Origin of the sequence: Hymenobacter gummosus (assembly GCF_003970915.1) — a bacterium.
Lineage (GTDB): Bacteria > Bacteroidota > Bacteroidia > Cytophagales > Hymenobacteraceae > Solirubrum > Solirubrum gummosum.
Genome location: NZ_RXOF01000012.1, coordinates 24,885 through 51,326, shown reverse-complemented (window position 1 = coordinate 51,326; position 26,442 = coordinate 24,885). Strand labels below are relative to the sequence as shown.

26 protein-coding genes are annotated in these 26,442 nt (G+C 64.7%); 15 read left to right on the top strand and 11 right to left on the bottom strand.

The window, feature by feature from the left end:
* Positions 1–9: 9 nt before the first annotated feature.
* Together EJV47_RS18870 and EJV47_RS18865 are read right to left on the bottom strand one after the other, a co-directional pair.
* Entirely contained in the window at positions 10–4,407 is a 4,398-nt protein-coding gene (locus EJV47_RS18870; protein WP_126694739.1) for a CusA/CzcA family heavy metal efflux RND transporter, read from the bottom strand.
* A 106-nt stretch (positions 4,408–4,513) separates the two neighbouring features.
* On the bottom strand, positions 4,514–4,912 hold the full coding sequence (locus EJV47_RS18865; RefSeq protein ID WP_126694738.1) for a hypothetical protein: 399 nt from the start codon (positions 4,910–4,912) through the stop codon (positions 4,514–4,516).
* Positions 4,913–5,092: 180 nt separating this feature from the next.
* On the opposite strand from EJV47_RS18865, the gene EJV47_RS18860 reads away from it, so the two are divergent.
* From EJV47_RS18860 to EJV47_RS18845, 4 genes are all read left to right on the top strand, one after another.
* Positions 5,093–5,878, top strand: a complete 786-nt coding sequence (locus EJV47_RS18860) for a DUF547 domain-containing protein (protein ID WP_126694737.1) — start codon at positions 5,093–5,095, stop codon at positions 5,876–5,878.
* Positions 5,879–5,946: 68 nt separating this feature from the next.
* A complete protein-coding gene (locus EJV47_RS18855; protein ID WP_126694736.1) occupies positions 5,947–6,294 on the top strand; it encodes an ArsR/SmtB family transcription factor in 348 nt (115 codons plus the stop codon).
* Positions 6,295–6,326: 32 nt separating this feature from the next.
* Positions 6,327–6,875, top strand: coding sequence for an ArsI/CadI family heavy metal resistance metalloenzyme (locus tag EJV47_RS18850; protein WP_126694735.1), 549 nt, complete (start codon positions 6,327–6,329; stop codon positions 6,873–6,875).
* Between the two features lie 14 nt (positions 6,876–6,889).
* The gene (locus EJV47_RS18845; protein WP_126694734.1) at positions 6,890–7,318 is read left to right on the top strand and encodes an arsenate reductase ArsC; all 429 of its coding nucleotides are present in this window, start codon (positions 6,890–6,892) and stop codon (positions 7,316–7,318) included.
* A 16-nt stretch (positions 7,319–7,334) separates the two neighbouring features.
* On the opposite strand, the gene EJV47_RS18840 is transcribed toward EJV47_RS18845, so the two are convergent.
* Positions 7,335–8,489, bottom strand: coding sequence for a J domain-containing protein (locus tag EJV47_RS18840; protein WP_165903829.1), 1,155 nt, complete (start codon positions 8,487–8,489; stop codon positions 7,335–7,337).
* 166 nt (positions 8,490–8,655) lie between these two features.
* On the opposite strand from EJV47_RS18840, the gene EJV47_RS18835 reads away from it, so the two are divergent.
* From EJV47_RS18835 to EJV47_RS18820, 4 genes are read left to right on the top strand one after another with little or no spacing between them, the layout of a single operon-like run.
* Positions 8,656–9,021 (top strand): phage holin family protein, encoded by a 366-nt coding sequence (locus EJV47_RS18835; RefSeq protein ID WP_126694732.1) that lies wholly within the window; start codon positions 8,656–8,658, stop codon positions 9,019–9,021.
* 18 nt (positions 9,022–9,039) lie between these two features.
* The gene (locus tag EJV47_RS18830; RefSeq protein WP_126694731.1) at positions 9,040–9,756 is read left to right on the top strand and encodes a hypothetical protein; all 717 of its coding nucleotides are present in this window, start codon (positions 9,040–9,042) and stop codon (positions 9,754–9,756) included.
* The gene (locus EJV47_RS18825; RefSeq protein WP_126694730.1) at positions 9,731–10,504 is read left to right on the top strand and encodes a phosphoglycerol geranylgeranyltransferase; all 774 of its coding nucleotides are present in this window, start codon (positions 9,731–9,733) and stop codon (positions 10,502–10,504) included. The genes EJV47_RS18830 and EJV47_RS18825 overlap by 26 nt, the downstream gene beginning before the upstream one ends.
* A 3-nt stretch (positions 10,505–10,507) precedes the next feature.
* Entirely contained in the window at positions 10,508–10,912 is a 405-nt protein-coding gene (locus tag EJV47_RS18820; RefSeq protein ID WP_126694729.1) for a hypothetical protein, read from the top strand.
* A gap of 82 nt (positions 10,913–10,994) precedes the next feature.
* Here EJV47_RS18820 and EJV47_RS18815 read toward each other — a convergent pair whose 3' ends face one another.
* From EJV47_RS18815 to panC, 7 genes are all read right to left on the bottom strand, one after another.
* On the bottom strand, positions 10,995–11,918 hold the full coding sequence (locus EJV47_RS18815; RefSeq protein WP_126694728.1) for a helix-turn-helix domain-containing protein: 924 nt from the start codon (positions 11,916–11,918) through the stop codon (positions 10,995–10,997).
* Between the two features lie 159 nt (positions 11,919–12,077).
* The gene (locus EJV47_RS18810) at positions 12,078–13,217 is read right to left on the bottom strand and encodes an acyl-CoA dehydrogenase (RefSeq protein ID WP_126694727.1); all 1,140 of its coding nucleotides are present in this window, start codon (positions 13,215–13,217) and stop codon (positions 12,078–12,080) included.
* Between the two features lie 220 nt (positions 13,218–13,437).
* A complete protein-coding gene (locus tag EJV47_RS18805) occupies positions 13,438–14,130 on the bottom strand; it encodes a zinc metallopeptidase (RefSeq protein WP_126694726.1) in 693 nt (230 codons plus the stop codon).
* 85 nt (positions 14,131–14,215) lie between these two features.
* Positions 14,216–14,713 carry a D-glycero-beta-D-manno-heptose 1-phosphate adenylyltransferase gene (gene rfaE2 / locus EJV47_RS18800; RefSeq protein ID WP_126694725.1) on the bottom strand — a complete coding sequence of 166 codons (498 nt, stop codon included), beginning with the start codon at positions 14,711–14,713 and terminating at the stop codon, positions 14,216–14,218.
* Complete coding sequence (locus EJV47_RS18795) at positions 14,703–15,764, bottom strand: lysylphosphatidylglycerol synthase transmembrane domain-containing protein (protein WP_126694724.1); 1,062 nt, start codon at positions 15,762–15,764, stop codon at positions 14,703–14,705. The genes rfaE2 and EJV47_RS18795 overlap by 11 nt, the downstream gene beginning before the upstream one ends.
* 76 nt (positions 15,765–15,840) lie before the next feature.
* On the bottom strand, positions 15,841–16,188 hold the full coding sequence (gene panD, locus EJV47_RS18790; protein WP_078010637.1) for an aspartate 1-decarboxylase: 348 nt from the start codon (positions 16,186–16,188) through the stop codon (positions 15,841–15,843).
* Positions 16,189–16,391: 203 nt separating this feature from the next.
* The gene (panC, locus tag EJV47_RS18785) at positions 16,392–17,240 is read right to left on the bottom strand and encodes a pantoate--beta-alanine ligase (RefSeq protein WP_126694723.1); all 849 of its coding nucleotides are present in this window, start codon (positions 17,238–17,240) and stop codon (positions 16,392–16,394) included.
* A gap of 115 nt (positions 17,241–17,355) precedes the next feature.
* Between panC and EJV47_RS18780 the strand changes: the two genes are divergently transcribed.
* From EJV47_RS18780 to EJV47_RS18765, 4 genes are all read left to right on the top strand, one after another.
* A complete protein-coding gene (locus EJV47_RS18780; RefSeq protein ID WP_126694722.1) occupies positions 17,356–18,168 on the top strand; it encodes a glycogen/starch synthase in 813 nt (270 codons plus the stop codon).
* A 34-nt stretch (positions 18,169–18,202) separates the two neighbouring features.
* Positions 18,203–19,645 (top strand): DUF4270 family protein, encoded by a 1,443-nt coding sequence (locus tag EJV47_RS18775; protein WP_165903828.1) that lies wholly within the window; start codon positions 18,203–18,205, stop codon positions 19,643–19,645.
* Between the two features lie 84 nt (positions 19,646–19,729).
* The gene (gene glmS, locus EJV47_RS18770) at positions 19,730–21,565 is read left to right on the top strand and encodes a glutamine--fructose-6-phosphate transaminase (isomerizing) (protein ID WP_126694720.1); all 1,836 of its coding nucleotides are present in this window, start codon (positions 19,730–19,732) and stop codon (positions 21,563–21,565) included.
* Positions 21,566–21,678: 113 nt separating this feature from the next.
* Positions 21,679–23,196, top strand: coding sequence for a DUF6056 family protein (locus tag EJV47_RS18765; RefSeq protein ID WP_126694719.1), 1,518 nt, complete (start codon positions 21,679–21,681; stop codon positions 23,194–23,196).
* 9 nt (positions 23,197–23,205) lie between these two features.
* Here the strand turns inward: EJV47_RS18765 and EJV47_RS18760 are convergent, their stop codons facing one another.
* Positions 23,206–23,898, bottom strand: a complete 693-nt coding sequence (locus EJV47_RS18760) for a 3-hydroxyacyl-CoA dehydrogenase family protein (RefSeq protein ID WP_126694718.1) — start codon at positions 23,896–23,898, stop codon at positions 23,206–23,208.
* Between the two features lie 60 nt (positions 23,899–23,958).
* Here EJV47_RS18760 and EJV47_RS18755 point away from each other — a divergent pair, with 60 nt between their 5' ends.
* The 3 genes from EJV47_RS18755 (at position 23,959) to gltX (ending at position 26,352) form a co-directional block, all read left to right on the top strand.
* Complete coding sequence (locus tag EJV47_RS18755) at positions 23,959–24,345, top strand: RidA family protein (RefSeq protein WP_126694717.1); 387 nt, start codon at positions 23,959–23,961, stop codon at positions 24,343–24,345.
* A 101-nt stretch (positions 24,346–24,446) separates the two neighbouring features.
* Complete coding sequence (locus tag EJV47_RS18750) at positions 24,447–24,632, top strand: hypothetical protein (protein WP_126694716.1); 186 nt, start codon at positions 24,447–24,449, stop codon at positions 24,630–24,632.
* 163 nt (positions 24,633–24,795) lie between these two features.
* Positions 24,796–26,352, top strand: a complete 1,557-nt coding sequence (gene gltX / locus EJV47_RS18745) for a glutamate--tRNA ligase (RefSeq protein WP_126694715.1) — start codon at positions 24,796–24,798, stop codon at positions 26,350–26,352.
* The last annotated feature ends 90 nt before the right edge of the window (positions 26,353–26,442 follow it).

Below are 26,442 nucleotides of genomic sequence, written 5' to 3'. Positions count from 1 at the left end.
GAGAAGAATCTACTCGGCCGGGGTAAGCAGGTATTCCAGGTCGATGACGGTCTGGTTGTGCTGCAGCACGGCGTCGAGGTAATCCAGGCGCAGGCGCTGGGCGCGCTCCAGGCTCAGCAGCAGCTCGGCGTAGCCGGTTTCGCCCGCCTTGAAGGCCAGCGTGGCCAGCCGCGTGATGACCACGGCCTGGGGCAGGGCGGTCTGCTCGTAGAACTGCAGGCGCTGCTGCTGTTGCTGCTGCCGGGCGCGCAGCTCGTCGAGGCGGGCGGCCAGCTCGAGGCGGGTGCGGCGGGCGGTGAAGGCGGCGGCCTGCTCCTGCAGCCGGGCGGCCTCTACCCGGGCCCGTTGCGGCTTGGTCCACAGGGGCAGGGCCACGCCCGCCTGCACGGCCTGAAACCGGTCGGAGGCGCCGTAGTTGCGCGCCACCCCATCCACCACCTGCGGCCCGATGAGCGACTGGTTGAGGTAGCCCAGGCTGAGCGTGGGCTTGTTCTGGGCCTGCTGCACCCGCGTTTCGGCCCTACTGACGCGGACCTGCTGCTCGGCCAGCCGGGCCAGCAGGCTGCCGGCCAGGGCGGCCGTGTCGCCGGGGGCGGGCAGGGCGGGCGCGGGCCGCACCGTCAGCAGGCTGTCGGCCAGCGTCACGGGCGCCGCGGCCTGCAGCAGGGCCTGCAGCTGGCGCAGGGCCACCTGGTAGTCCACCTGGGTTTGCAGCCGCAGCTGGCGCGTTTCGCCCTGCTGCACCAGCGCGGTGGCCGGCTCAAGGCGGGCGGTTTCGCCGGTGCGCAGGCGGATTTCGGCGGCCCGCAGAAAGGCGGTGTACAGGCTGTCCTGGGTGCGCAGGGTGCGCAGGCGCCGCCGGGCGTGGGCGGCGGCCTCCACCTGCAGGCGCACCTGCCGGCGCACGTCGGCGCGCACCAGCGCCAGCTGCTGCTGCCGGCTGGCCACCTGGGCCTGGGCCAGCGTCACGAAGCTGCGGTAGTAGCCCGGCCAGGCCAGCGTCTGGCTCAGGCTCAGCTGGTTGTCGTAGTTGGCCGAGTTGAACTGCCCGTAGCCGAGCTGCACGCCGGTGCGGCCCACCTCGCGGGCCCCGCCCACGGCCGCTTGCTGGGCCAGGAGGAGCTGTTGGGCGGCCAGCACCGTGCCGCTCTGGCTCAGGGCCAGCTGCACGGCCTGCTCGCCGCTCAGCGGCCCGGGCACCGTGGCATCCTGGGCGCGGGCCGGCAGAGTCAGCAACAGCAGCAAAGCCAGGGCCGCCAGCCCCGGGGCGGCGCCAGCGCGGCGGGCGGTCCAGGTTTCGGTGAGGGCGTAGAGCACGGGCAGCACCAGCAGGGTGAGCAGGGTGGCCGACACCAGCCCGCCGATAACCACCGTGGCCAGGGGCCGCTGCACCTCGGCGCCGGCGGAGGTAGCCAGGGCCATGGGCAGAAAGCCCAGGGAGGCCACGGCGGCCGTCATCAGCACCGGGCGCAGGCGCACGTGGGTGCCTTCGAGGATGCGCTGGCGCAAATCCGTCCAGCCCTCGGCCTTGAGCTGGTTGAAGTAGCCGATGAGCACAATGCCGTTGAGCACGGCCACCCCGAACAGGGCGATAAAGCCTACCCCGGCCGAAATGCTGAAGGGCATGCCGCGCAGCCACAGGGCCAGCACCCCGCCGATGGCCGCCAGCGGAATGGCCGTGAAGATGAGCACGGCCTGCGTGACGGAGCGGAACGTGGCGTAGAGCAGCGCGAAAATCAGCAGCAGGGCCACCGGCACGGCCACCAGCAGCCGCGCCCGGGCCGACTGCAGGTTCTCGAACTGCCCGCCGTAGGTGGCGTAGTAGCCCGGCGCGAACTGCACCTGCCGGCCGATGCGCTGCTGCACCTCGCGCACTAAGCTTTCCACGTCGCGGCCGCGCACGTTGAAGCCCACGGTGATGCGGCGCTTGGCGTCGTCGCGCTGAATCTGGCTGGGGCCGCTCACCAGCTGCACGTCGGCCACCTGCTCCAGGGGCACCTGCCGGCCGTCGGGGGCGGCCACGTAGAGCTGGCGCACATTATCGATATTCTGGCGCAGTTCCTCGCGCAGGCGCAGCACGAGGTCGAAGCGCCGCTCCTGCTCGAACACCTGCCCCACTACCTGCCCGGCAAAGGCCGCCTGCACCGTGCGGTTCACATCGTCGACCGACAGGCCGTACTGGGCCAGGCGGGGGCGGTTCAGGCGGGCCACCACCTGCGTCTGGCCGGTGGCGCGCTCCACGTACACGTCGGCGGCGCCGGGCAGGCCGCGCACCACGGCCCCCACCCGGCGGGCGTAGTCGTCGAGCTGGGTCAGGTCCTCGCCGAAGATTTTAATAACCACGTCCTGCTTGGCCCCGGAAATCAGCTCGTTGAAGCGCATCTGAATGGGCTGCTGAAAGCCAAACGTGACGCCCGGCATGCGCTCCAGCCGGGCGGCCATCTTCTCGGCCAGCTCCTCGCGGCTCTGGGCCGAAGTCCACTCCGCGCGGTCCTTGAGCACCACGATTAAGTCGCAGGCTTCCACGGGCATGGGGTCGGTGGGAATTTCCGAGGAGCCGATTTTGCCCACCACTTCCTTTACCTCCGGAAACTCGCGCAGCAGGATGCCGGCCGCCTGCTGGCTTTTCTCGGCGGTGTAGCTGATGGAGGAGCCCGGCAGCACGCGCGTCTCCACGGCGAAGTCGCCCTCCTCCAGCGTCGGAATAAACTCGCCGCCCAGGCCGCGAAACAGCAGGCCCGCGCCCAGCAGCAGGGCCAGCGCCGTACCGAGCACCACGGTCTTGGCCTGCAGGGCCCAGGCCACCGCGCGCTGGTAGTGGCCGGCCAGCCGGGCCAGCACCCGCTCGGCCCGGTTCGGGCCGGCCGGGGCGCGCCGGCTGAGCACCAGCGCCGACATCATCGGCACGTAGGTCAGCGACAGGATAAAGGCGCCCAGGATGGCAAAGGCCACCGTCTGGGCCATGGGCCGGAACATCTTGCCCTCGATGCCGCCTAGGGCCAGCAAGGGCAGGTACACGATAAGGATGATGATTTCGCCGAACGCCGCCGAGGAGCGGATTTTGCTGGCCGCGTGGTACACCTGGTCGTCCATGGCGGGGCGGCTCAGCTCCGGGCGCCCGGCCGGGCGGCTGACGACGGCCAGGCGGTGCACAATGGCTTCCACGATGATAACGGCCCCGTCGACAATCAGCCCGAAGTCGATGGCGCCGAGGCTGAGCAGGTTGCCCGACACGCCGAACACGCGCATCAGCCCCACGGCGAAGAACATGGACAGCGGAATAACCGAGGCCACCACCAGCCCGGCGCGCAGGTTGCCCAGGAACAGCACCAGCACGAATACCACAATGAGGGCGCCCTCGGCCAGGTTCTTCGTGACGGTGTGCACCGATTGGTTGACCAGCTTGGTGCGGTCCAGAAACGGCTCGATGACCAGGCCCTCGGGCAGCGTCTGCTGAATGGTGGCCATGCGCGCCTTCACCCGCCTGATGACCTCGGAGGAATTGGCTCCTTTGAGCATGAGCACCAGCCCGCCTACCACTTCGCCCTCCTGGTTGCGGGTGAGCATGCCGTAGCGCACGGCGTGGCCGAAGCGCACCGTAGCCACGTCGCGCACCAGCACGGGCGCGGGGCGGGCGGCGGTGGCGGGCCGTACCACCATTTCCTCCACGTCGGCCAGGGAGCCGGCCAGGCCTTCGGTGCGGATGAAGTAGGCCGCGGGCTTCTGGTCGAGGTAGGCGCCGCCGGTGTTGTCGTTGTTGCGGCCCAGCGCCGCCGCCACTTCCCCCACCGTCACGCCCAGGGCGCGCAGCCGCTCCGGGTCGATGGCCACTTCGTATTGCTTCACAAAGCCGCCGAAGGAGCTGACTTCGGCCACGCCGGGCGTGCCCAGCAGCTGTCGGCGCACCAGCCAGTCCTGCAGGGTGCGCAGCTCGGTGGGCGAGTATTTGTGCTCGAAGCCGGGCCGGGGGTGCAGCACGTACTGGTAAATCTCGCCCAGCCCGGTGGTGACCGGGGCCAGGAAGGGCTGCCCCGCCCCGGCCGGAATCTGCCGGGCGGCGTCGCCCAGGCGCTCGGTCACCTGCTGCCGGGCCCAGTACACGTCGGTCTGGTCCGGAAACACGATGGTGACGACCGACAGCCCGAAGCGCGAAAACGAGCGGACCTCCTCAACGCCGGGAATGGTGGCCACGCTCTGCTCGATGGGAAACGTGACGATGCGCTCCACGTCGGGGGCGCCCAGGGCCGGGGTGGGCGTAATCACCTGTACCTGGTTGTTGGTAATGTCGGGCACCGCGTCGATGGGCAGGTGCACCACCGAGTACGTGCCCCAGGCCACGAGGACCAGGGTTAGCACTCCAACCAGCAGCTTGTGCCGGATGGAGTAGCGGATAATATGGTCAAGCATGAAGAAAAGGCGGAAACAACCACGCGCCTGCACGCCGGTGGGGCCGGACTACCTACGCAGCCCCGGCCGCCGCGGCGGGCGTTACCATGAGGAAAGCGGGGGCGGTTCAGGCCCGGGGCGGCTGCCAGCAGGGGCGCGAGATGCCCGCCCGGGCGGCGGGCACGGCGTGAGGCGGCAATTTTCCGGCTTCGGCGTAGGCCACCAGCGGCTGCGGATGCAGGTGCAGCGGGGCCGGCAGCGGGTACATCGGGCCGCAGCTCACGTCGTGGCAGTGGTGGTGCAGGGGCAGGCCCTGGTGGTCGGCGGCATGCTCGCCCGGGTGCTCATGCTCCCCTATCACCACGAAATGGGCGTAGACGAAGCCCCAGAGGCTGCTGTCGGCGTGGTGGGCGGCGCGGTGCTGCCAGGCCTGCTTTACTTCCGCCAGCTCGTGCGCATCGGCTCCCGGCAGCAGGCTGACGGCAAACAGATGGAAGCTGAGCAACAAAAGCAGCAGGCGGGTCATCGGGAGCAAAGATAGGCAGCGCGCCGGGGAAGCCCAGCGCCGGCCGGGCCCGATAAGCTCCAGGCGGCGGCGCTAACTTGCAGCCGGTCAGCCGCCACCTGCCGTGGGGGCCGGCCCCGCTCCGCCCGCCCAATCCCGGCGCCGGCCGCGCGTCGTATATGCCGGCTCAGCCTCCTTGCCATGCTCAAGCTTCTGTTGACCGTCGTGCTGACCGGCGCCCTGGGCGCCGCTGGCCGCCCCGCCCCGGCCCCCACGGCCCCTACTGCCCCCCGCCGCGCCGCGGCGCCGGCCTTCGACCACAGCGCCTACGACCGGCTGCTGAAAAAGTACGTCGACGCGAAAGGGCTGGTGAACTACAAGGCATGGAAAGCCGACCAGCAGGGCCTCAACCAGTACCTGGCGCGGCTCAGCCAGAACCCGCCCGCGGCCACCTGGCCCCAGGCCGAGCAGATAGCCTACTGGATCAATGCCTACAACGCCTACACCATCCGGCTGATTCTGGACCACTACCCGCTCAGGAGCATCAAGGACATCGGCTCCAAAATCCAGATTCCGCTGGTGAACACGCCCTGGGCGGCCGAGTTTTTCAGCATTGGCGGCCGCAAGATGAGCCTCGATTACATCGAGCACACCGTCCTGCGCAAGCAGTTCGACGACCCGCGCATCCACTTCGCGCTGGTGTGCGCCTCCCTGTCCTGCCCGCGCCTGCGCCCCGAGGCTTACACCGCCGCCCGGCTCAGCCCGCAGCTCGACGCGCAGGGCCGCGACTTTCTGCGCGACCCGGCTAAAAACAAGGTCGGCAAGACCAGCGCGCAGCTTTCCAGGTACTTCGACTGGTACAAGGCCGACTGGAGCCAGAACGGGCAGTCGGTGGCTAGCTGGGTGAACCGCTACGCCGCTACCCCCATGAGCCCCGACGCCCGCATCAGCTACCTCGACTACAACTGGCAGCTCAACGAGCAATAATTTTCTCCTATGACGTATACTTACGCCATACAATGACGTATATTTGCGACATACTTCACAGCCCGCTTATGACCTACGCCAAGACCACCGCTTTCACCGAGGAGCAGCAGCAGCTGGCCCGGGTGGCCAAAGCCCTGGCCCACCCGGCGCGGGTGGCCATCATCCAGCTGCTGGCCACCAAGCAGACCTGCATTTCGGGCGACATTGCCGCCGAGCTGCCCCTGTCGCGCACCACCGTGTCGCAGCACCTGCAGGAGCTGAAGGCCCTGGACCTTATCCGCGGCGAAATCGACGGGCTGACGGTGTGCTACTGCCTGAACGTGGAGCTGCTGCGCCAGGTGCAGCAGCAGTTTGCCGCCTTCTTCACCGCTTCCACCGCCAACCCCGTTTGCACGCCCGGCAGCGCCTGCTGCTAGGGCTTTTTGGTTTCCATCCTCCTTTCTGCCCTATGAAAACGCCCACTTTCCCCCGCATGCACGTTTCCCTGTACGTGGCGGATTTGACGGCCACCGTCAACTTCTACACGGCCTTTTTCGGCCAGCCGGCCAGCAAGATCAAGCCGGGCTACGCCAAGTACGTGCTGGATTCGCCCGCTCTCATCATTTCCTTCGTGCAGAACCCGGCGCGGGTAGCCAGCAACTTCGGCCACCTGGGCTTTCAGGTCGAGACGGTCGAAGAAATGGAGCAGCGCCTGGAAGTAGCGCGCACGGCTGGGCTGGTGGCCCGCGAAGAAATGGGCACCAGCTGCTGCTACGCCAAGCAAGACAAGTTTTGGGTGAACGACCCGGACGGCGTGGAGTGGGAGGTGTACTACTTCCACGAGGACGCCGAGTTCAACGACCCGCGCTACCAGCAGGAGTACGACCAGGCCAGCGCCCAGTGCTGCATTGCCCCGGCCGCCGCGGCTCCCGAAGTGCTGACCACCGCGCCCATGGCCTTCCCCCTGATGGCCGCCGCGCCGGCTGCCACCTGCGCCCCCGGCGGGGGCTGCTGCTAAGCGCGTTCGGCCCGATGAGCAAGCCCAACGTCCTGGTGCTCTGCACCGGCAACTCCTGCCGCAGCCAGCTGCTGCACGGCTACCTGCACCAGTTGCTCGGCTCCCGCGCCACGGTGTACAGCGCCGGCGTCGAAACCCACGGCCTGAACCCGCGGGCCGTGCAGGTGATGCGCGAAGACGGCGTGGACATCAGCCGGCACACCAGCAACCACCTCGACGAGTACGCCCACCTGCCGTTCGACTACGTCATTACCGTCTGCGACCATGCCCGGGAGGTGTGCCCGGTATTCCCGGCGCGGGCCCGGCAGCTGCACCATAATTTCCCCGACCCGGCCCGCGCCACCGGCAGCGAGGCGGAGATTCTGCAGCAGTTTCGGGCCGTGCGCGACCAAGTGAAAGCCTTTGCCCAGGACTTTGCCCGGCGTGAGTTCGGCGCCGCCTGAGGGCTGAGCCGGCCCGTCACCGCGGCCGCCCCTCCCCCCCGCAGCTGCGGCGGCGGGCGTACTCGGCCGGCAGGTAGCCCAAGGATTCGCCGCGCCGAAACAGCTCACAGGCTTCGCCGCGGCGGCCCTGCTGCTGCGCCACGCGCCCGAGCAGAAAGTACACCTGCCCACTGCGCGGCCGTAGCAGCAGCACCTGCTGGTAATCGGCCAGGGCCGCCGGGTAGTCGCCGGCTTTGAAGTAGGCCAGCCCGCGGTAGGTCAGCCACTTTACCGAGGGCGACTGGGTCTGGGCGCGCAGGCGCAGGCCGGTACTCAGGTCGGCGGCGGCCAGCAGAAACAGGCGCTGCTCAAACAGCCGCACTTCGCCGCGGGCCAGCCAGGCGCTGCTCAGCGTGGAATCCAGCGTCAGCGCCCGCGAAAAGTGGTCCAGGGCGGCCCGGTGCTGCTTCTGCCCCACCTGGCACTGCCCGATGCGGTACAGCAGCTGGGCCCGCGCCGCCCGGCCGCGGGTGCCGCGCAGGGCCGCCGCGTAGTCGAGCTGCGCGGCGGCGTAGTTGTGGTTGATTAGCTGCTCAATTTCGCCCCGGCGCCGCAGCGCGCCCAGGTGCCGCGGGCGCAGGTCCAGCGTCTCGTTGAAGAAGCTGTGCGCCGCGCTCCACTCCCGCCGGCCGTAGGCGCGCAGCCCGTCGCGGTAGTTGTCGGCCACGGCCATGCGGTCGACGAGCAGCTTCACGCCCAGCCCGAACAGCAGCAGGCCCAGCACCAGCCCGATGACCAGCAGCCAGTCGCGGCGGGTGAAGCGCGCGTTGCGCTCATGGCGCACGTAGTGGCGCTCGGCCGAGGAAGCCGGCGGGCGGGTGCGCAGGGGCTCGGCGGCCGGCATGGGCACCCCGTACACGTGCTGGTTCTGGGGGCGGTACTGCTGGGCCCGGCGGGCTTCCTCGGCCCGCAGCCGCGCCTGCTGTAGCTGGTAATCGTAGTGGGCGCGCCGGCCCGCGTCGGCCAGCACCGCGTAGGCCGTGGCAATGGCCTTGAACTGGTCTTCGTGCACCTGGCTGCCGTTGTTGCGGTCGGGGTGGTAGCGCAGGGCCAGCTGCTTGTAGGCGCGCTTGATGTCGGCCAGCGGGGCCGTGGGCGCGACGCCCAGCACCTGGTAATGCGTTTGACTCACGTTGGCAGACGGGGTGATGGTAAAAGTACGGCGAAGTTCAGACGCGGTCCACCCTTTTCCGTAGAAACCCTCGGCCTGCTGAACACGTGTACCGCATACGGGGTTCGGCCGGCCGCCCGCCGCACCGACTTTTCTCCTTCTTCCAAACTCTATTTCCCGCCGCTGCATGGCTACCGAGGACCCAACGCCCCGCAACGACTCGTTGATGAAGAATCTGATGGGCTACATCGACACGCGCATCGATCTGGTGCGCCTGGAGGTGCAGGAAAAAGTCAAGACCATCTTCGTCGGCGTGGCCCAGGGCGCCACCCTGGCTATCCTGGGCCTGTTGTTTGTGGTTTTCCTGAGCATCTTCGCCGGCCTGGCCCTGAACGCGGCCCTCGACAGCCCCTACTGGGGCTTCGGCATCGTGGCCGGCTTCTATTTGCTGCTGCTCATCATCTTTGTGGTGGGCGTCGGCAAGAAGCTCTATCAGGGCCTGGCCGACAAAATCCTGACCGACACGATTTACAAATCGGACAAGCGCCAATAGCCCCAACCTACCCGCGCTATGAGTGAACTGCACAACCCGCTGTTCGACGACGAACGGGAGTTTCTGGAGCGCCAGAAGCTCGAATACGAACGCGCCCTGCTGGGCGACGTGGACCATCTCAAGGACCAGACCACCCGCATCGGCCGCTACGTGGCCATCGGGGCCGGCCTGCTCGCCGGCGTGTGGCTGGTGAGCAAGGTGCTCGGCCGCGGCGACGAAGATGACGAGGACGACTACCAGCCCCGCCGCAAGGTGAAAGGCAAGAAAGGCCGCCGCAAGCCCCACTTGGTAGCCCACTCCGAGGACTACGAGTTCGGCTCGGGCCGCACCGACGTGCACCCGCGCGCCCACCTGGCCCCGCCCGTGTACCACGCCACCGCCGCCGATTCCGACCCATTCCCGGCTTTTGAGGCCGCTCCGGCCCCGACGCGCAGCCTCGCGCCTACCCCGGCGCCGGCTTACCAGTCGGACCGCCGCCCTGCTCCCGAGCCCGAGCCGCGCAGCTCCGTGGTGTGGGAGGCCGTGCAGCTGTTTGCCGCTTCGGATGCTGGCAAGATGATTATCGGGCAGATATCGGGCGTGCTGATTGCCCTCGTCACGCGCAAGCTCAACGAAGTGATGGATGTAAGCAAAAATTCGGACCTTGCAGCTTCGGCCCCCGAGCCGGAAACCAAGGATATCGACTTTGTCATCCACCACGACGACGCGCATGCGCCCGACGCCCCTGTACGATGAGCTGTACTCGCGCCGCCTCCACGGCCGCAAGTCGCTGGCCGTGCTGCTCGACCCCGACGACCTCGACGAGGCCGGCACGCGGCGCATCCTGGCGCTGAGCGAAGCGCATGCCGTTGATTTCTTCTTCGTAGGGGGCAGCCTGGTGACTTCGCAGCACCAGGCTGCCCTTCTGCGTTTGCTCAAGGCCCACTCCTCGGTGCCGGTGGTGCTCTTCCCCAGCAACAGCCTGCACATCGACCAGCAGGCTGATGCCATCTTGCTGCTGAGCCTGATTTCGGGCCGCAACCCCGATTTCCTCATCGGTCAGCACGTGGTGGCGGCTCCGCTGCTGCGCGCCAGCCAACTCGAAATCCTGCCCACCGGCTACATGCTCGTCGACTCGGGCCGGCAGACCACCGCCAGCTACATGAGCGGCACCACCCCGCTGCCCCACGACAAGCCCACCATTGCCGCCTGCACCGCCCTGGCCGGGGAGCAGCTCGGCCTGCGCCTGGTTTACCTCGACGGCGGCAGCGGCGCCCAGCACCCCGTATCGGCCGCCATGATTCAGGCCGTGCGCCAAGCCGTGGAAGCGCCCATCATCGTTGGTGGCGGCCTGAATACCGCCGAAAAAGCCCAGACCGCCCTCACCGCCGGCGCCGACGTCATCGTGGTGGGCAACCAGATCGAAAAAGACCCGGAGTTTCTGCCCGAAGTTTCCCGCGTGGTGCGCAGCTTCAACGCCGTACGTAGCGCGGCCCTGAACTAGGCCGTGACCATCCTGCGCTGGAACCCGGACGACGTCATGGCCTGCCTGGAAGCGGAGCCGTGGGTGGCTGACTATGAAACGGAGTACCGCTACGACGTCGAACGTCACGGCTTGCGGCTAAGCCTGACCGTATGGCCGCTGGAGCAGTTGGTTTACCTGGAGCTTCACCGGACCGGACAACTGCAACCGCTCCAACGTTTTGCTCTGTACGTGGCCGACGCCATCGTCTACGTCCACGACAAGCGGGGCGAGTACCTGGAGTTTCGCAGCTGCCTGGTGCTGCCCGACCCGCTGTACCTGCAGCGCCCCGGCGGCCAGGAAATAGACTCCATTGCCACCATGCTGGGCTATCGGATGCAGCTGACCATCAAACCCCAGCTTCGCCTGCAGTTCGCCTACCCGCTCTGAATAACAAAAGCCCCAGCCGTAAGGCCGGGGCTTTTTGCTTTCGAATCGTCTACGAAATCCGTGGAATCCGAAAAATCCGTGATTAGATGTTCATAGCCGATTCGCGGCGGCGCATCTTGCCGGCCGGAATGCCGAACATCATCTTGAAGCGGCGGCAGAAGTACGCGGTGTCCTTGTAGCCCACCTCTTTGCCGATGTCGCGGATGCTCTTCTTGGTGGTGCGCAGCAAGAACACAGCGCGCTCCATGCGCTGGTACTCGATGTAGTCCTGCGGGTTGATGCCCGTCAGCATCTTGAAGTACTGGCCCACGTAGTCCTCCGACACGTTGGCCACGCCCGACAGCACCTTGTTCGACAGGTCGCCGCCCAAGTTCTCCTTGATGTAGTTGAACAGGTCGATGAGGCGCGGATCCTTGAAGTAGGTGCTGTTCGTGGCCAATTGCTCCACGAACATCTTGTTCTTCAGGATGTAGCGGATGATTTCGACTACGATATTCTCCGTGTAAATCGAAATCAGACGCTCCCGGCCCGGCAGCTCCTGCAGGCTTTCTTCCACCACCTTGATGACTAGGTTGGCCAGCTTGGAGTTGCCGCTGATGAGGAAAGCGGGCACGTCCAGCGAGGCGAAGAAGTTCACCGAGTCGAACACCTTGGCCTCAAACGACACGAACGAGTGGCTCTCGTCGGCGTCCGAAATCAGGTCGAGGTCGGCGTTGGAGTGGAAGAACTTGTCCTTGTTGCTGATCAGGTCGTCGTTGGTAATCGTCTTGCCGCCCGTCTCGCCGTAGCTCACGCGGGTGGCGCGGCCGCCGGGGATGAAGAGCATGTCGCCCTCTTCCACCACTTGGTCGTCTTCGCCGAAGGAAATACGGCCTTTGTGCAGCAGAATGATGTTATTACCAACATCGTAGTAGTTGCGCACCGTGAACGGCTGCTGCAACACCAGATTCTTGGCTTTGATGTAACGAACCCCAAGGGATTCTATCACTTTATTGTAATCCTCCATATTCCGGTACTGTGTTGGGTGGCTCACTATCAGCGGACTATCCCACATCCGCCTTCTAGACAATGCAAATTAAGATATAAAAATTCACAAAAACGAAAACCCAGCCGAAAAAATGGCTGGGTTTTGTGCAAGCTTTCTGACTTTAAGGCAATTCCGAATCTACTTCAGGATTTCCCGCGAGATTACAATTTTCTGAATCTCAGAGGTTCCCTCGTAAATCTGGGTGATTTTGGCGTCGCGCATCATGCGCTCCACGTGGAATTCCTTCACGAAGCCGTAGCCCCCGTGCACCTGCACGGCCTCCACTGCCGTGTCCATGGCCACCTTCGAGGCAAACAGCTTCGCCATGGCCCCCGACTTGGCGTAGTCCTGGTGCGCGTCCTTGTCGTGGGCGGCCTGCAGGCAGAGCAGGCGGGCGGCGTCGATGTTGGTGGCCATGTCGGCCAGCTTGAACTGAATGGCCTGGTGCTGCGAAATCGGCACCCCGAAGGCCTTACGCTCCTTGGAGTACTTCACCGACAGCTCGTAGGCGCCGGAGGCAATGCCCAGCGCTTGGGCGGCAATGCCGATGCGGCCGCCGGCCAGTACCTGCATGGCGAACTTGAAGCCGAAGCCGTCCTCGCCGATGCGGTTTTCCTTGGGCACCTTCACGTCGGTGAACATCAGCGAGTGGGTGTCGGAGCCGCGGATGCCGAGCTTATTCTCTTTCGGGCCCACCACGAAGCCGGGCGAGTCGCGCTCCACGATGAGGGCGTTGATGCCGCGGTGCTTCTTGGCCGGGTCGGTCTGGGCAATAACCAGGTACACCGAAGCCGTCGAGCCGTTAGTAATCCAGTTCTTGGTGCCGTTCAGCAGGTAATAGTCACCCTTGTCCTCGGCGGTAGTGCTCTGCGAGGTAGCGTCCGAGCCGGCTTCGGGCTCCGAGAGGGCGAAGGCGCCGATGATTTCGCCGGTAGCCAGCTTGGTCAGGTACTTCTGCTTCTGCTCCTCGGTGCCGTACTTCTCCAGGCCCCAGCACACCAGCGAGTTGTTCACCGACATGATAACCGAGCACGAAGCGTCGACCTTGCTGATTTCCTCCATGGCCAGCACGTACGAGACGGTGTCCATACCGCCGCCGCCGTACTCGGGGCTGACCATCATGCCCATAAAGCCCAGCTCGCCCATTTTCTTCACCTGCTCGGCAGGGAATTTCTGGTGCTCGTCGCGCTCGATAACGCCGGCCCACAGTTCGGACTGGGCAAATTCGCGGGCCGCGGCTTGCACGGCGAGTTGTTCTTCGGTGAGCTGAAAGTTCATGCGGGAATGGGGATTGGGAAGTGGCTAACGGTCGTTAGCCCGGCAAACGTGTCGCGAAATTAATTAGTTGCCGGCTGGTTATCAACCCACAGGCCGGGATTAGCCGCCGGCGACGCTTGAAGGTAGGCGCTGCGGGCCAGACAATCAGGCGCTGGCCGGGGGCTGAAAACAGAAACGCCCGGCGGAACCGGGCGTTTGCAATGCGGAAACGGTGAGCGGCTTATTCGCGGCTGCGGCCGCCGAACAGCATCATGCCGTAGTAGAGCAGCGTGGCCAGGGAGCTGACGGCGGCTACCACGTAGGTCAGCGCGGCCCACTTCAGCCCATCCTTGGCAATACCGTGCTCCTGGGACGTTACCACGCGGCGCTGCTCCATCCAAGCCAAGGCGCGTTTGGAGGCGTCAAACTCCACCGGCAGCGTCACGAAGCTGAACACCGTGGTGAGGGCAAACAGCAGCACGCCGATAGCCAGCGGAATGGGCGTCATTCTCAGCATGAACACCCCGGCCAGCAGCAGCAGCGGCATAAAGCGCGACACCGCGCTCAGGGCCGGCACCATAGCCGAGCGGAACTGCAGCATGCTGTAGGCGGTGGCGTGCTGCACGGCGTGGCCCACCTCGTGGGCGGCTACGGCGGCGGCCATGGCCGAGCGGCCGTGGTACACCTCGTCGCTGAGGTTCACCGTCTTATCGGCGGGGTTATAGTGGTCCGACAGCTGCCCTTCGGTGGAAATGATGCGCACGTCGTGGATGCGGTTGTCGGCCAGCATCATTTCGGCTATCTGCTTGCCCGACAGGCCCGACTGCAGGGCAATGTGCGAGTACTCGGAGAACTTGCTGCGCAGGCGCCACTGAATGAAGAAGCTAACCGCAGTCAGCCCGATCAGCAGCAGGTAAATGGGAGGAATGACCATGAGTCGAGAGAAGTTTAGAGGTGAGTGGAGCCTTCGCGCCCGCCGCGGGGAGCTAAGGGACCAGTCTTTCCTCAACTCTCCTCGACTACCCGGCCGCGGGGCCGGTCAGCGTCTGGCGCACGCGCTCCACAATGCGCGTGGTGCTGTAGCCCGTTACCAGGGGTACGGTGAGCACCTGCCCGCCGTTACTCAACACAAACTCGTGCCCCACAATTCCGCTGATGGCGTAGTCGTCGCCTTTGACCAGCACATCGGGTCGCACGAGGTGAATCAGTTCCAGCGGGGTAGGCTCGCCGAACAGCACCACGGCATCCACAAACAAAAGCGAGGCCAGCACCCGCGCACGTGACACTTCGTCCTGAAGCGGCCGGCCGGGCTTTAATTCACTGACAGATTGATCGGTATTCAGGCCCACCACGAGGGCATCACCCAGGGCGCGGGCCTTTTCCAGGTAGTCGACGTGGCCCAGGTGCAAGAGGTCGAAGCAGCCGTTGGTGAATACCACGCGGCGGCCGGCGGCGCGCCACTCTTCCAGCACAGCCAGCAGCTGGGCCCGGCTCAGGATCTTGTCTTTACTTGACATCAGCAACGGCGGGTTCTTCGATGAGGGATTCGTCGGTGAGGCCGCGCAGGCCCTTGCCGGTTTTGAGCATGCTGGCCACGAAGCTGATGCCGCCCATCAGCACTACCAGCAGGGTTTGGGCGCCGTGCACCACCAGGGCGTAGGCAATGCCCGCCTCGGGCGAAATGCCGAACACGATCAGGATGCTCTGCATCAGCAGGTGAAAGGTGCCGATGCCCCCCGACACCGGCGCGGCCATGCCGAAGGCCCCGAACGTGAGGGCGGCCAGGCCGGCCCGCCAGCCCAGGTTCTGGGTTTCGGGGAAGGCGAAGAAGGCCAGGTAATCCATCAGGAAGTACACCAGCCAGGTGAAGAACGTGTGGAACAAGAACAGCCACTTGTTCTCGATGCGGCGGATGCTGAACACGCCCGCCAGCAGGCCGCGCACGAAGTCGGCCAGGCGGTTGAACAAGGCGTTCTGGCGCAGCCGCTCCAGGTTACGAATCAGCGCCCAGATGCCGCTCAGCAGCAGCACCAGGGCAATGGCCCCGGCAATAAGCAGCGGGGTACGGTTGCGGGCCAGGGCATCGGCGGCGGCGCCCCCGCCCAGCTTGTCGAGCACGAAGGCCCAGAACTTGTGGAAGTCGAGCAGCAAGGTGGCGCCCAGCAGCCCGAAGAGCACGAACACGTCGATAACCCGCTCGGTGATGACCGAGCCCAGGCCCACCTGCACCGGCACGCCGCCGTTGCGGCGCAGCACCGTGCAGCGAATGACCTCGCCCATGCGCGGCAGCACCAGGTTGGCCAGGTTGCCGACCATGGTGGCGTGGTACACGTCCTTGAGGCTGGCGTGCTGCCCGGCCGCGTCGAGCTGCATTTTCCAGCGGTAGCTGCGGCTCAGGTAGCCCAGCACCGAGAGCAGCATGGTCAGGCCCAGCCAGAAGTAGTCGGCCTCGCGCATGTACTGCCCGATGCGGCTCAGGTCCTGCCCGCGCAGGGCGTACACCATCAGCGCCGCCGAAATGGAGAGGAGCAGGACGTATTTGAGGACGTTCAGGAGTTTCTTGCCCATCGGCGCGGCACTAAGTCGGGGTAAGTCAATAAGAAAGCCAGCGGCCGGGCGGCGCTGGCTTTACGGATAGCACAGTCTATACCAGGCGGTTGTGCTGGTCGGGGAAGACGACCGTGGGCTTATGCTCCCGCGCCACGGCAAAGTCGATGAGGGCGTAGGAGAAGATGATGACAATGTCGCCCACGGCCACGCGCCGGGCGGCCGGGCCGTTCAGGCAGATCATGCCGGAGCCCCGTTCCCCTTTGATGGTGTAGGTTTCGAGCCGCTCCCCGTTGTTGACGTTGACTACCGTCACCTTCTCGTTTTCCACCATGCCGGCCGCGTCGAGCAGGTCCTCGTCGATGGTAATGCTGCCCACGTAGTGCAGCTCGGCCTGGGTGACCTTGGCGCGGTGAATCTTAGACTTGAGAACCTCGATATGCATGGGAAAAGCGGGCGGGTGATTTTGGGCCGCAAAGATACACAGTTAGGGTGTGAGGGTAAGAGGGTATGGGTCTAGGAGGGCAAGCAAGAAGTTATGAAGGCAGCAGTTGCGGAGGATAGGCGGGCCAACGGGACCTCCCCCACTTACCACGCCACACTTCACCCTGAAAACTCATAGACTCCTACCCTCTCACCCTCCTACCCTTACCCCACCAGCACGTTGTCGATGAGCCGGACGCCGCCGAGCCAGGCGGCCAGGCAGAGCACCAGCTGCCGCTCGGGGGCGGGGCCGGCCCAGGCGGGCTCCAGGGTGCGGGCGTCGGCCACTTCCAGGTATTCCAGCTCGATTTCGGGGAACTGCCGCAGCCACTCGGTGCCCTGCTGCTGGGCGTCGCCGGGGCTGGCGCCGGCGCGCAGGGCCTCGGCCGTGAGCTGCAGAGCCTCGTGCAGGCGCGGGGCCACGGCGCGGGCCTCGGGCGAGAGGCGGCGGTTGCGCGAGGACATGGCCAGCCCGTCCTCTTCCCGGATGGTAGGGCAGCTGATCAGCTCCAGGTCGAAGCTGAGGTCGGCCACGAGCTGGCGCACCACGGCCACCTGCTGCCAGTCCTTCTGGCCGAAGTAGGCCCGGTGCGGGCGCGCCATGTGGAACAGCTTGCTCACCACAATGCCCACCCCGTTGAAGTGCCCGGGCCGCTTGGCGCCTTCCATCACCCGCTCCAGCGGGCCGAAGTCGAAGCGCAGCACGGCGGGCTGGGGGTACATCTGCTCCACCGCGGGCGCAAAAATCACCGTGGCCCCCGTACCGCGCAGCAGCTCCGCGTCGGATTCGAGGGTGCGGGGATATAATTTGAAGTCCTCGCTGTTGTTGAACTGCGTCGGGTTGACGAAGATGCTCACGACCACCACGTCGTTTTCGGCCGCGGCGCGGCGCACGAGCTGCAAATGGCCTTCGTGCAAGGCGCCCATGGTGGGCACCAGGCCGATGCTACGGCCCTGCTGGCGCCACGTTTCGGTGCGGGTTTGCAACGCGGCGGCGGATTCAAGTATCTCCATGTCAGCGAGACGGCCCGGAAGGTCCGGGCAAAGTATAATGGATTTATCGGGCAAAATTGTTTAATTTTGTGCAGCCAATGGTGTACCCCTTTCCTAACCTCTCGATTCCCCCCGTATGTCGAAGCTGAGAATCCTCTATGCTGCCACGGAAATCAACCCGTTTTTGCAAACGACCCGGGTAGCCGAGTTCCTGCGCCGCCTGCCCCAGGGCATGCAGGAAATGGGGATGGAAATCCGCATTTTCGTGCCCCGCTTCGGCATCATCAACGAACGGAAAAACCGTCTGCACGAGGTAGTGCGCCTGTCGGGCATCAACATCGCCGTGGGCGAAGACGAGAAGCCGCTCATCATCAAGGTGGCTTCCATCCCGAACGCCAAGCTGCAGGTGTACTTCATCGACAATGAAGACTACTTCCACCGCAAATCGGTGCTGCGCGACAAGAACGACCAGTTCCACGCCGACAACGACGAGCGGGCCATCTTCTTCTGCAAGGGCGTGCTCGAAACGGTGAAGAAGCTCGGCTGGTCGCCCGACATCGTGCACTGCAACGACTGGATGACGGGCCTGATGCCCCTGTACCTGAAGACGACCTACAAGAAGGACCCGATTTTCAAGGACGCCAAGTCTATTTTCACGGTCTACAACAACGAATTTGACCACAAATTCGAGGGCAACATCATCGAGAAAGCCAAGATGCTCGACATCGACGACTCGATGCTGGCCGCCCTGGGCTCGGCTGACTTTGCCGGCTTCGTGAAAATCGGCATGGAGTATGCCGACGCCGTGGTGCGCTCCGACGAGGACTTCAGCGACAACCTGAATGCCCTGTTCCAGGAGTACGCCACCCGCCACAACCTCGGCCAAGTGGCTGATGATGAGAACCTGCTGAGCTCTTACTACGCACTGTATAATGAACTGGCCAACTAGGCTGACTTTCCTTCGGACGTCCGCGGCATTGCTGTTGACGTCCGCTTTGTTTTCGCTCGGCTCGTGCGAGGACACCAACGAGCTGGGCATTGGCCTGCCGGGCACTGCCCCCATCAGCACCGCATACGAGGACTTCCCCGCGACTGTATCGGCCATTCAGGGCTCGACCATCCTGCAGGATTCGCTGTTTACCACCCAGAAGAGCCACTTCATTGTGGGCAAGCTGCGCGACGGCAACACCGGCGGCCAGCTGGAGGCCCGGGCATTCCTGGAAATTGCCGCGACGGGCTCGGGCTCCACGGCCGACACGCTGCCCTCGCAGTTTGCCGCGCAGACGCCGGTGCTCGACTCCATCACGATGTTCGCGGCGTTTGACCGGGTGTACGGCAGCGCTACTACGCCGGTGCAGCTGAGCGTGTACGACCTGCAGCAGCCGCTGGACGATTTTACCACGTACAGCTCCAGCAGCTCCATTCCCTTCGGGCAGCCCATCGTGCTGAACGTGCCGGTGTCGCTGAACCGCACCATCCGCAACAAGCGCAACACCCTGGACAGCATTCAGGGCCTGCCAATCCGGATTCCGATTTCCAAGGCCGGCGCCCACACGCCCTTTGCCGTGCGCCTGTTCGACAAGCTGAAGACCACCCCGGGCGTGTTCCTGACCGACCGGGACCTGCAAACCGTCTGGAAGGGCATCGGCCTGGTATCCAACACAACGGGTACGGCCATTGCCTTCAACCGCTCGGCAGTATCGGGCGTGAACGTGTTCTACCACATCAACGTCACGCCCACCGTCACCAAGAAGAAAATCTACCGGCTGCTGTTCGGCGACCCGTTTCAGCAGGCCACGGCGCCGCGCTACTTCACCAACATCAACTACGACCTGAGCGCGGCCCCGCTGCCCTTCAACGTGCTGCAGGGCAGCGGGGCGGCGCAAGTGCCCGCGTCCAGCTCGGGCGGCACGGTGTACACCCAGGACGGCGTCGGGCTGGTGGCCAAAATCATCATTCCGGGCCTCGACACGCTGCGCAACCGTCAGGCGAAGCGCAATTTGATCATCAACCGGGCGGAGCTGATTATTCCGCTCCGGCCCTACAGCACGGCCCAGTTTGCGGCACCTTCGCAGCTGTACCTCTACGAGGCCAACAACGCTAACAACCGCGTGCTGAAGTACACCAGCGGCGTAAATACGGTAGACCGCCTGGTGCAGAACGAAGGCTACCTGGTGCCCACGACGGGTCAGGAGGCGGCCTTCCGCCTCACCGAGGTCAGCGCCACCAACAAGTACTACAGCGGGCTGATGACCGGCTACGTGCAGGCCTACGCCAAAAATCAGCTCAGCGGCCCGGCACCTTCGGCCTTTTTGGTGTCGCCCACGCTGCGCCGCCCTTCCTCGCCGCTGACGCTGGACCGCGCGGCCATCGACGCGCAGAATATCAAGCTGCGCGTGTACTACTCCAACGCAACGGCGCGCTAAGCCTACCTTTGCCGCATCAGCCCGGAAACCAAAAGCCGGGCTGATTTGTCTTCCCCCGAAACTTTTACTCTCCCCCGACCACATATGTGCGGAATTGTTGCTTACATCGGCCACCGCGAAGCCTGTCCCATTATCCTGAAAGGGTTGCACCGCCTGGAATACCGCGGGTACGACTCGGCAGGTGTCGCGCTGCTCAACGGTGAGCTGAACGTCTTCAAGAAGAAGGGCAAAGTCGCTGACCTGGAAGCCTTTATTGCCGATAAGAACGTGCACGCGCACGTGGGCATGGGCCACACCCGTTGGGCTACGCACGGCGAGCCGAACGACGTCAACGCGCACCCGCACTACTCCACGTCGGAGCGCATTGCCATCATCCACAACGGCATCATCGAGAACTACGCGGCCCTCAAGCAGCACCTGCAGCACCAGGGCCACGTGTTCCACTCCGACACCGACACGGAGGTGTTCGTGAACCTGATTGAGGAAATCCAGAAGCAGAACAGCTGCTCCCTGGAAGAAGCCGTGCGCCTGGCCCTGCACGAAGTGGTGGGCGCCTACGCCATCGTGGTAATCAGCAAGGATGCGCCGAACCAGCTGATTGCGGCCCGTAAAGGCTCGCCGCTGGTTATCGGCGTGGGGCAGGAGGAGTTCTTCCTGGCTTCCGACGCGACGCCCATCATCGAGTACACCAACGAGGTGGTCTACGTCAACGACTACGAAATTGCCGTTATCCGCGACGGGAAGCTGGACCTGCGCAGCAAGGAAGACGTGGTGCAGACGCCTTACATCCAGAAGCTGGAGCTGGAGCTGGACAGCATTGAGAAGGGCGGCTACGAGCACTTCATGCTGAAGGAAATCTTCGAGCAGCCGAAGTCGATTCTGGACTCGATGCGCGGTCGTCTGGAGCTGGAAGCCGGCCACCTGAACATGGGCGGCGTGCGGGCCTTCGAGCAGAAGTTCCTGAACGCCCAGCGCATCATCATCGTGGCCTGCGGTACCAGCTGGCACGCCGGCCTGGTGGCGGAGTACCTACTGGAAGATCTGGCCCGCATCCCGGTGGAAGTGGAGTACGCTTCGGAGTTCCGCTACCGCAACCCGGTGCTGTCGGAGCGCGACATCGTTATTGCCATTTCGCAGTCGGGCGAAACCGCCGACACGCTGGCCGCCATCGAGCTGGCCAAGAGCAAGGGTGCGACCATCTTCGGCATCTGCAACGTGGTGGGCTCGAGCATTGCCCGCGCCACCGATGCTGGTGCGTATACCCACGCCGGCCCGGAAATCGGGGTGGCTTCGACCAAGGCCTTCACGGCCCAGGTGACGGTGCTCACGCTGCTAGCCATGATTGTGGGCCACCGCCGCGGCACGCTCTCCGACCAGAAGCTGCGCGAGCTGATGATGGAGCTGCACACCATTCCGCAGAAAGTGGAAAAGGCGCTGGAGCTGGACACCGAGATTCGTCAGATTTCGGAAATCTTCAAGGACGCCACCAACTTCCTGTACCTGGGCCGCGGCTACAACTTCCCGGTAGCCCTGGAAGGCGCCCTGAAGCTCAAGGAAATCAGCTACATCCACGCCGAGGGCTACCCTGCGGCTGAAATGAAGCACGGCCCCATCGCCCTGATCGACGAGAACATGCCGGTGGTGGTTATTGCCACCAAGGACAGCTCGTACGAGAAAATCGTGTCGAACATCCAGGAGGTGAAGGCCCGCAAAGGCCGCATCATCGCCGTGGTAACTGAGGGCGACACCACTATCCCGCCCATGGCCGAGTTCGTGGTGGAAGTGCCCTACACCTCGGAGGCGCTGACGCCGCTCGTGTCGGTTATTCCGCTGCAGCTGCTGTCGTACCACATTGCGGTGCTGCGGGGCTGCAACGTGGACCAGCCGCGCAACCTGGCCAAATCGGTAACGGTGGAGTAACCGATGGGCTGACAATAATCACAGGGGCAGGATTAATTCTGCCCCTGTTTTATTTTTGCAGTTGCCGCTTTCACCGAAGCTGCCAGTTTTCGGCAGCTAATCACCCTGAACGCATGCTGCTCACTTCCCTGACCACTTACTGGCGCCGTCTGTTTACCTCCGGTAATCAGCGGCGTATGGCGTGGGGGCTGCTTGTGCTGGGCCTGCTGCCGTTCGTAGTACTGAGTTTCTACAGCCATCCGGCGCTGGATGACTACAGCGACGCGCTGCTGCGGAACCGGTTGGGCTTTTGGGAGGCCCAGCGCAATCTGTACCTGACCTGGACCGGGCGGTATACCACCTCCTTGCTGCTAACCGAGCTGAGCCCGGTGTACTACCGCTGGATGGGTATTTACTGGCTGGTGCCGCTCGGGGCGCTGCTGGTTCTGGGGGGCAGCCTGTACGTATTGCTAAGCACCCTGACGGGCTCGTTCTGGCGCCGAAGCACCCGCCTGCTGGCCAGCGGCATAATAGTGGTGCTGTGGCTGCTGCGTGCCTCCAGCATAGCGGAAGTGCTGTACTGGTACAACGGAGTGGCCGTCTACACCCTACCTACGGCTCTGCTGCTACTGTGGCTGGCCGCCATGCTGCGGTACTGGCAGGCCCCGCGCCCAGCGGCGGCCCGCTGGCTGCTGGTGGCACTGCTGAGCGTGGCACTGGCTGGCACCAACGAATTTCTGGCTCTGGGAGCCCTGTCCATTGTTGGGCTGTTGTGGCTGTGGGAACTGGTACGACGGGGGCACCGGCACTACGCGCTGCTGATTCTGCTGGCCCTGCTTGGGCTGGCCGTAGCCGTTTCCTTTCTGGCGCCCGGCAACATGCAGCGGGCATCCACGATTAACCGGGTCATTCCGCTGTACTGGATTGCACTGGGCTCGATAGGCTCCTCGGCCTACATGCTGCTGAACTGGCTAAGCAATGGCGTGCTGCTTATTGGCACGGCCTTGGTGTTACCGGCTCTGGGTCGATTGGCCGCGGCCCCCAACGTACGCCTGCGCTGGCTGAGCCGGATTCACCCCGTGCTGATGGCCCTGATGCTCGTCGGCATCTTGGTGCTGATGAGCATTCCGAGCTACTGGGCCACTGGTGGCATGATGCCGTTGCGGGCCCGGGCTATGCTGTACTTCGTGTTTATCATCAGTTGGTTCGTACTCATCATCAACGTGCTGATTTACCGGCACCAGTCGCTGAACCACCCCGTTACGCGCTACATCCGCCGCAGCTACGTATGGCCCGCGCGCCTCTCGAGCCTGCTGTGGCTGTGGCTGCTGGTGTACCTGGCCACCGACCACAACGTCCGGCTACTGCGGGAAAATATGGGCCAGGGCAGCAACAACGCCATCGTAGCGTACCGCGACTGGTTTAGCGGAGAGGCCCGCAGCTACCACGCCGAACAAACCCGGCGCTACCAGCTGCTAGCCAGCAACCACGCCCAACGGATACAACTTTCCCCGCTCAAAGCTACCCCGCCCAGCCTGCTGTACTACGACATTACCACCGATTCAACGTACTGGGGCAACATCGTGTACGCCCGTTACTTCGGCAAGCAGGCCATTTGGATTGGGCCGGGCGGCATGGCACCGCCACAGTAAAGCCGCTGCTCAGCGGGCACTGCCGAAAGCCTCGCCGCGCAGGGCCATGCGCTTGAGTAGCGGCGACGCCTGGTAGCGGGCGTCGTGGGTGTCGTCCCATAAGGCGCTAAGCACGTCATAAATTCGCCCGAGGCCCACTGCATCAGCCTGCTCAAACGGGCTGATGGCGGCCACCGGCAGCAGCTGCGCGGCTTCGGCAGCGCCAACTATACCTTCCTGCAGCGCTGCGCAGGCCTCGTTGACGCCCAGGGCCAGCAGCCGGGGCGTAAACAGCCCCACTCGGTCGGCCACCCGACCGCAGGCCGTACCCAGCCGCGCGCAGCAGTCGGCCAGCTGGGCGGCATCGGCTTCGTCGTACAGGCTGACTTCCAGCTGCGGGCGGTTGAGCAGGGTAGGCAGCCCGCAAAAGCCAAATACCGGGTACGCGGGCTTGTCGGCACCGAAGCGGCCGGCCAACGACTCCGTGGAAGCCTCCACGAAAGCCACCAGCCCCTCTTTTTCCTCGTAGAGCGGGCCGTAGTTGCCGAAATCGAACACCACGTCCACCGTCGGCAGCGCCTCGTCGAGCAGGGGCATGGCTTCCTCCAGCTCATCGACCAGGCGGCCCGGGCCGGCGGGCACGAAGGAGTATTGGTGCGTCGGGCCGAATTTCTGGCGGAATTCGGCTTCGAGGTGGTGGCCGTCGAGGATGAGCAGGTGCATGGTTTTGGCTAAGTTCAGGCCGCAAAACTAGGGCTTCGGCCCGCTCCTACCTTTCCCCTTATGGCAAACGTCATCATCAACTCGCCCGAGGCCCCCGCGCCCATCGGCCCCTACAGCCAGGCCGTGCAGGCCGGCAATACCATCTACGTGTCGGGCCAGATTGCCTTGGACGCCTCAGGCGGCCAACTGGTGGGCGAAGGCGACGTGCAGGCCCAGACGCACCAGGTCATGCGCAACCTGCAGGCTGTGCTGGCCGCCGGCGGCTACGCCCTGCCCGACGTGGTGAAGTGCAGCATCTTCGTCAAGGACCTGGGCCACTTCGGCGTCATCAACGAAATCTACGGCTCCTACTTCGGCCAGGGCCCCTACCCCGCCCGCGAAACCGTGGAAGTCAGCCGCCTGCCCAAGGACGTGCTGGTCGAAATTTCCTGCATTGCGGTGAAATAAGTGAGGTGGTGAAATAGTGAAATGGTGAGTGTCGTTCTGCTGGCGCACATGGCGCCGCGCGGCCATCAACTCACCATTTCACCACCTCACCATCTCACCGCATGAAAGAACTCGGACTCGGCTTGCTGCTCGTTGGCATTGTATCCATGATTCTGCCCCTGGCCAACATGAACTTCATGTTCCTGGCCTGGATCAACAACTGGGGCCCCACCACCGCCTGGCTGATCCGCGGCGGCATCACCTTGCTGGGCCTAGTCCTCTGGCTGGCCTTTCGGAACCGGGAATAGGCCTCTATGGCTGAATGGTTAAATGGCTAGATGGCTGGTCGTTCTGACAACGCAAGAACAATCAACCATTTAGCCATTTAACAATTTAGCCATTCCCTTCACCTACCTTTGCGGCGCGTTTGGCCCCTGGCAGTTAGGTGGGGGCCGACATTGTCGTTTTCGTATGGAAAGAGAAGTTCGGGTGCGTTTTGCGCCCAGTCCCACCGGTCCGCTGCACATTGGCGGCGTGCGCACCGCGCTGTATAACTACCTGCTGGCCCGCAAGCTGGGCGGCAAGATGCTGCTGCGCATCGAGGACACCGACCAGAACCGCTTCGTGCCCGGCGCCGAGCAGTACATCATGGACTCGCTGCGCTGGTGCGGCATCGAGATTGACGAGGGCGTGGAGCAGGGTGGTCCGCACGCGCCCTACCGCCAGAGCGAGCGGAAGCCCATGTACCGCCAGTACGCCGACCAGCTCATCCGGGACGGCTACGCCTACTACGCCTTCGATACGCCCGAGGAGCTGGACGCCATGCGCGCCCGCCTGACGGCCGCCAAGGTGGCCAGCCCGCAGTACAACAGCATCACCCGGGCCCAGATGCGCAACTCGCTGACCCTGCCCGAGGAGGAAGTAAAGCAGCTGCTGGAAAGCGGCGCGCCCTACGTTATCCGCCTGAAGGTGCCGCGCAAGGAGGAAATCCGCTTCAATGACCTGATCCGCGGCTGGGTGGTGGTGCACTCGTCCAGCATCGACGACAAGGTGCTGATGAAGTCGGACGGCATGCCGACCTACCACCTGGCCAACATCGTGGACGACCACCTGATGGAAATTACCCACGTGATTCGCGGGGAAGAGTGGCTGCCCTCGGCCCCGCTGCACGTGCTGCTGTACCGCTACCTGGGCTGGGAATCGACCATGCCGCAGTTTGCCCACCTGCCCCTGCTGCTCAAGCCCGACGGCACCGGCAAGCTCTCCAAGCGCGACGGCGACAAGCTGGGCTTCCCGGTGTTTCCGCTGGAATTCCACGGCAAGGACGCCGAAACCGGCGAGCCGACCGTCAGCAGCGGCTACCGCGAATCGGGCTACCTGCCCGAGGCCTTCGTGAACTTCCTGGCTTTCCTGGGCTGGAACCCCGGCACCACGCAGGAAATCTTCTCGATGCAGGAGCTGATTGACGCCTTCTCGATTGAGCGCGTGAGCAAGTCGCCCGCCCGCTTCGACCAGAACAAGGTGCGCTGGTACAACGAGCAGTACCTGCGCGCCAAGCCCGACAGCGAGCTGGCCCAGTACCTGCGCGACGCCCTGCAGCAGCAAGGCATCAGCACCGACTTGCCCGCCGGGCAGCTGGAGCAGATTGCCGGCCTGGTGAAGGAGCGCGCCACCTTCCCCGCCGACCTCGCCCGCGAAGCCCAGCTGTTCTTTCACCGCCCCGCCAGCTACGACGAGCAGATCATCAGCAAGAAGTGGAACGCCCAGGTGGCCACGGCCCTCACGGCCTTCGCCGAAGCGCTGCCCGCCGCCCAAGACACTACGCCTGACGGCATCAAGGCCCTGCTCACGCAGGTAGTCGAAGGCCAGGGCATGAAGCTCGGGCAGGTGCTGCAGGCCCTGCGCGTAGCCGTGACGGGCGCCGGCGCCGGCCCCGATCTGATGCACATCATGAGCATCCTGGGGCCGCAGGAAACGGCCGAGCGCCTGCGGGCCGCCGTGGCGGCCCTGGCCGCGCACGCCGGCTAAGCGCTGCCCCTACCTGCTGATTCCAGCATAAACCGCCCGCCGGATAGTCCGGCGGGCGGTTTTGGTTGATCGGGGCCCGTGATGCGGCTG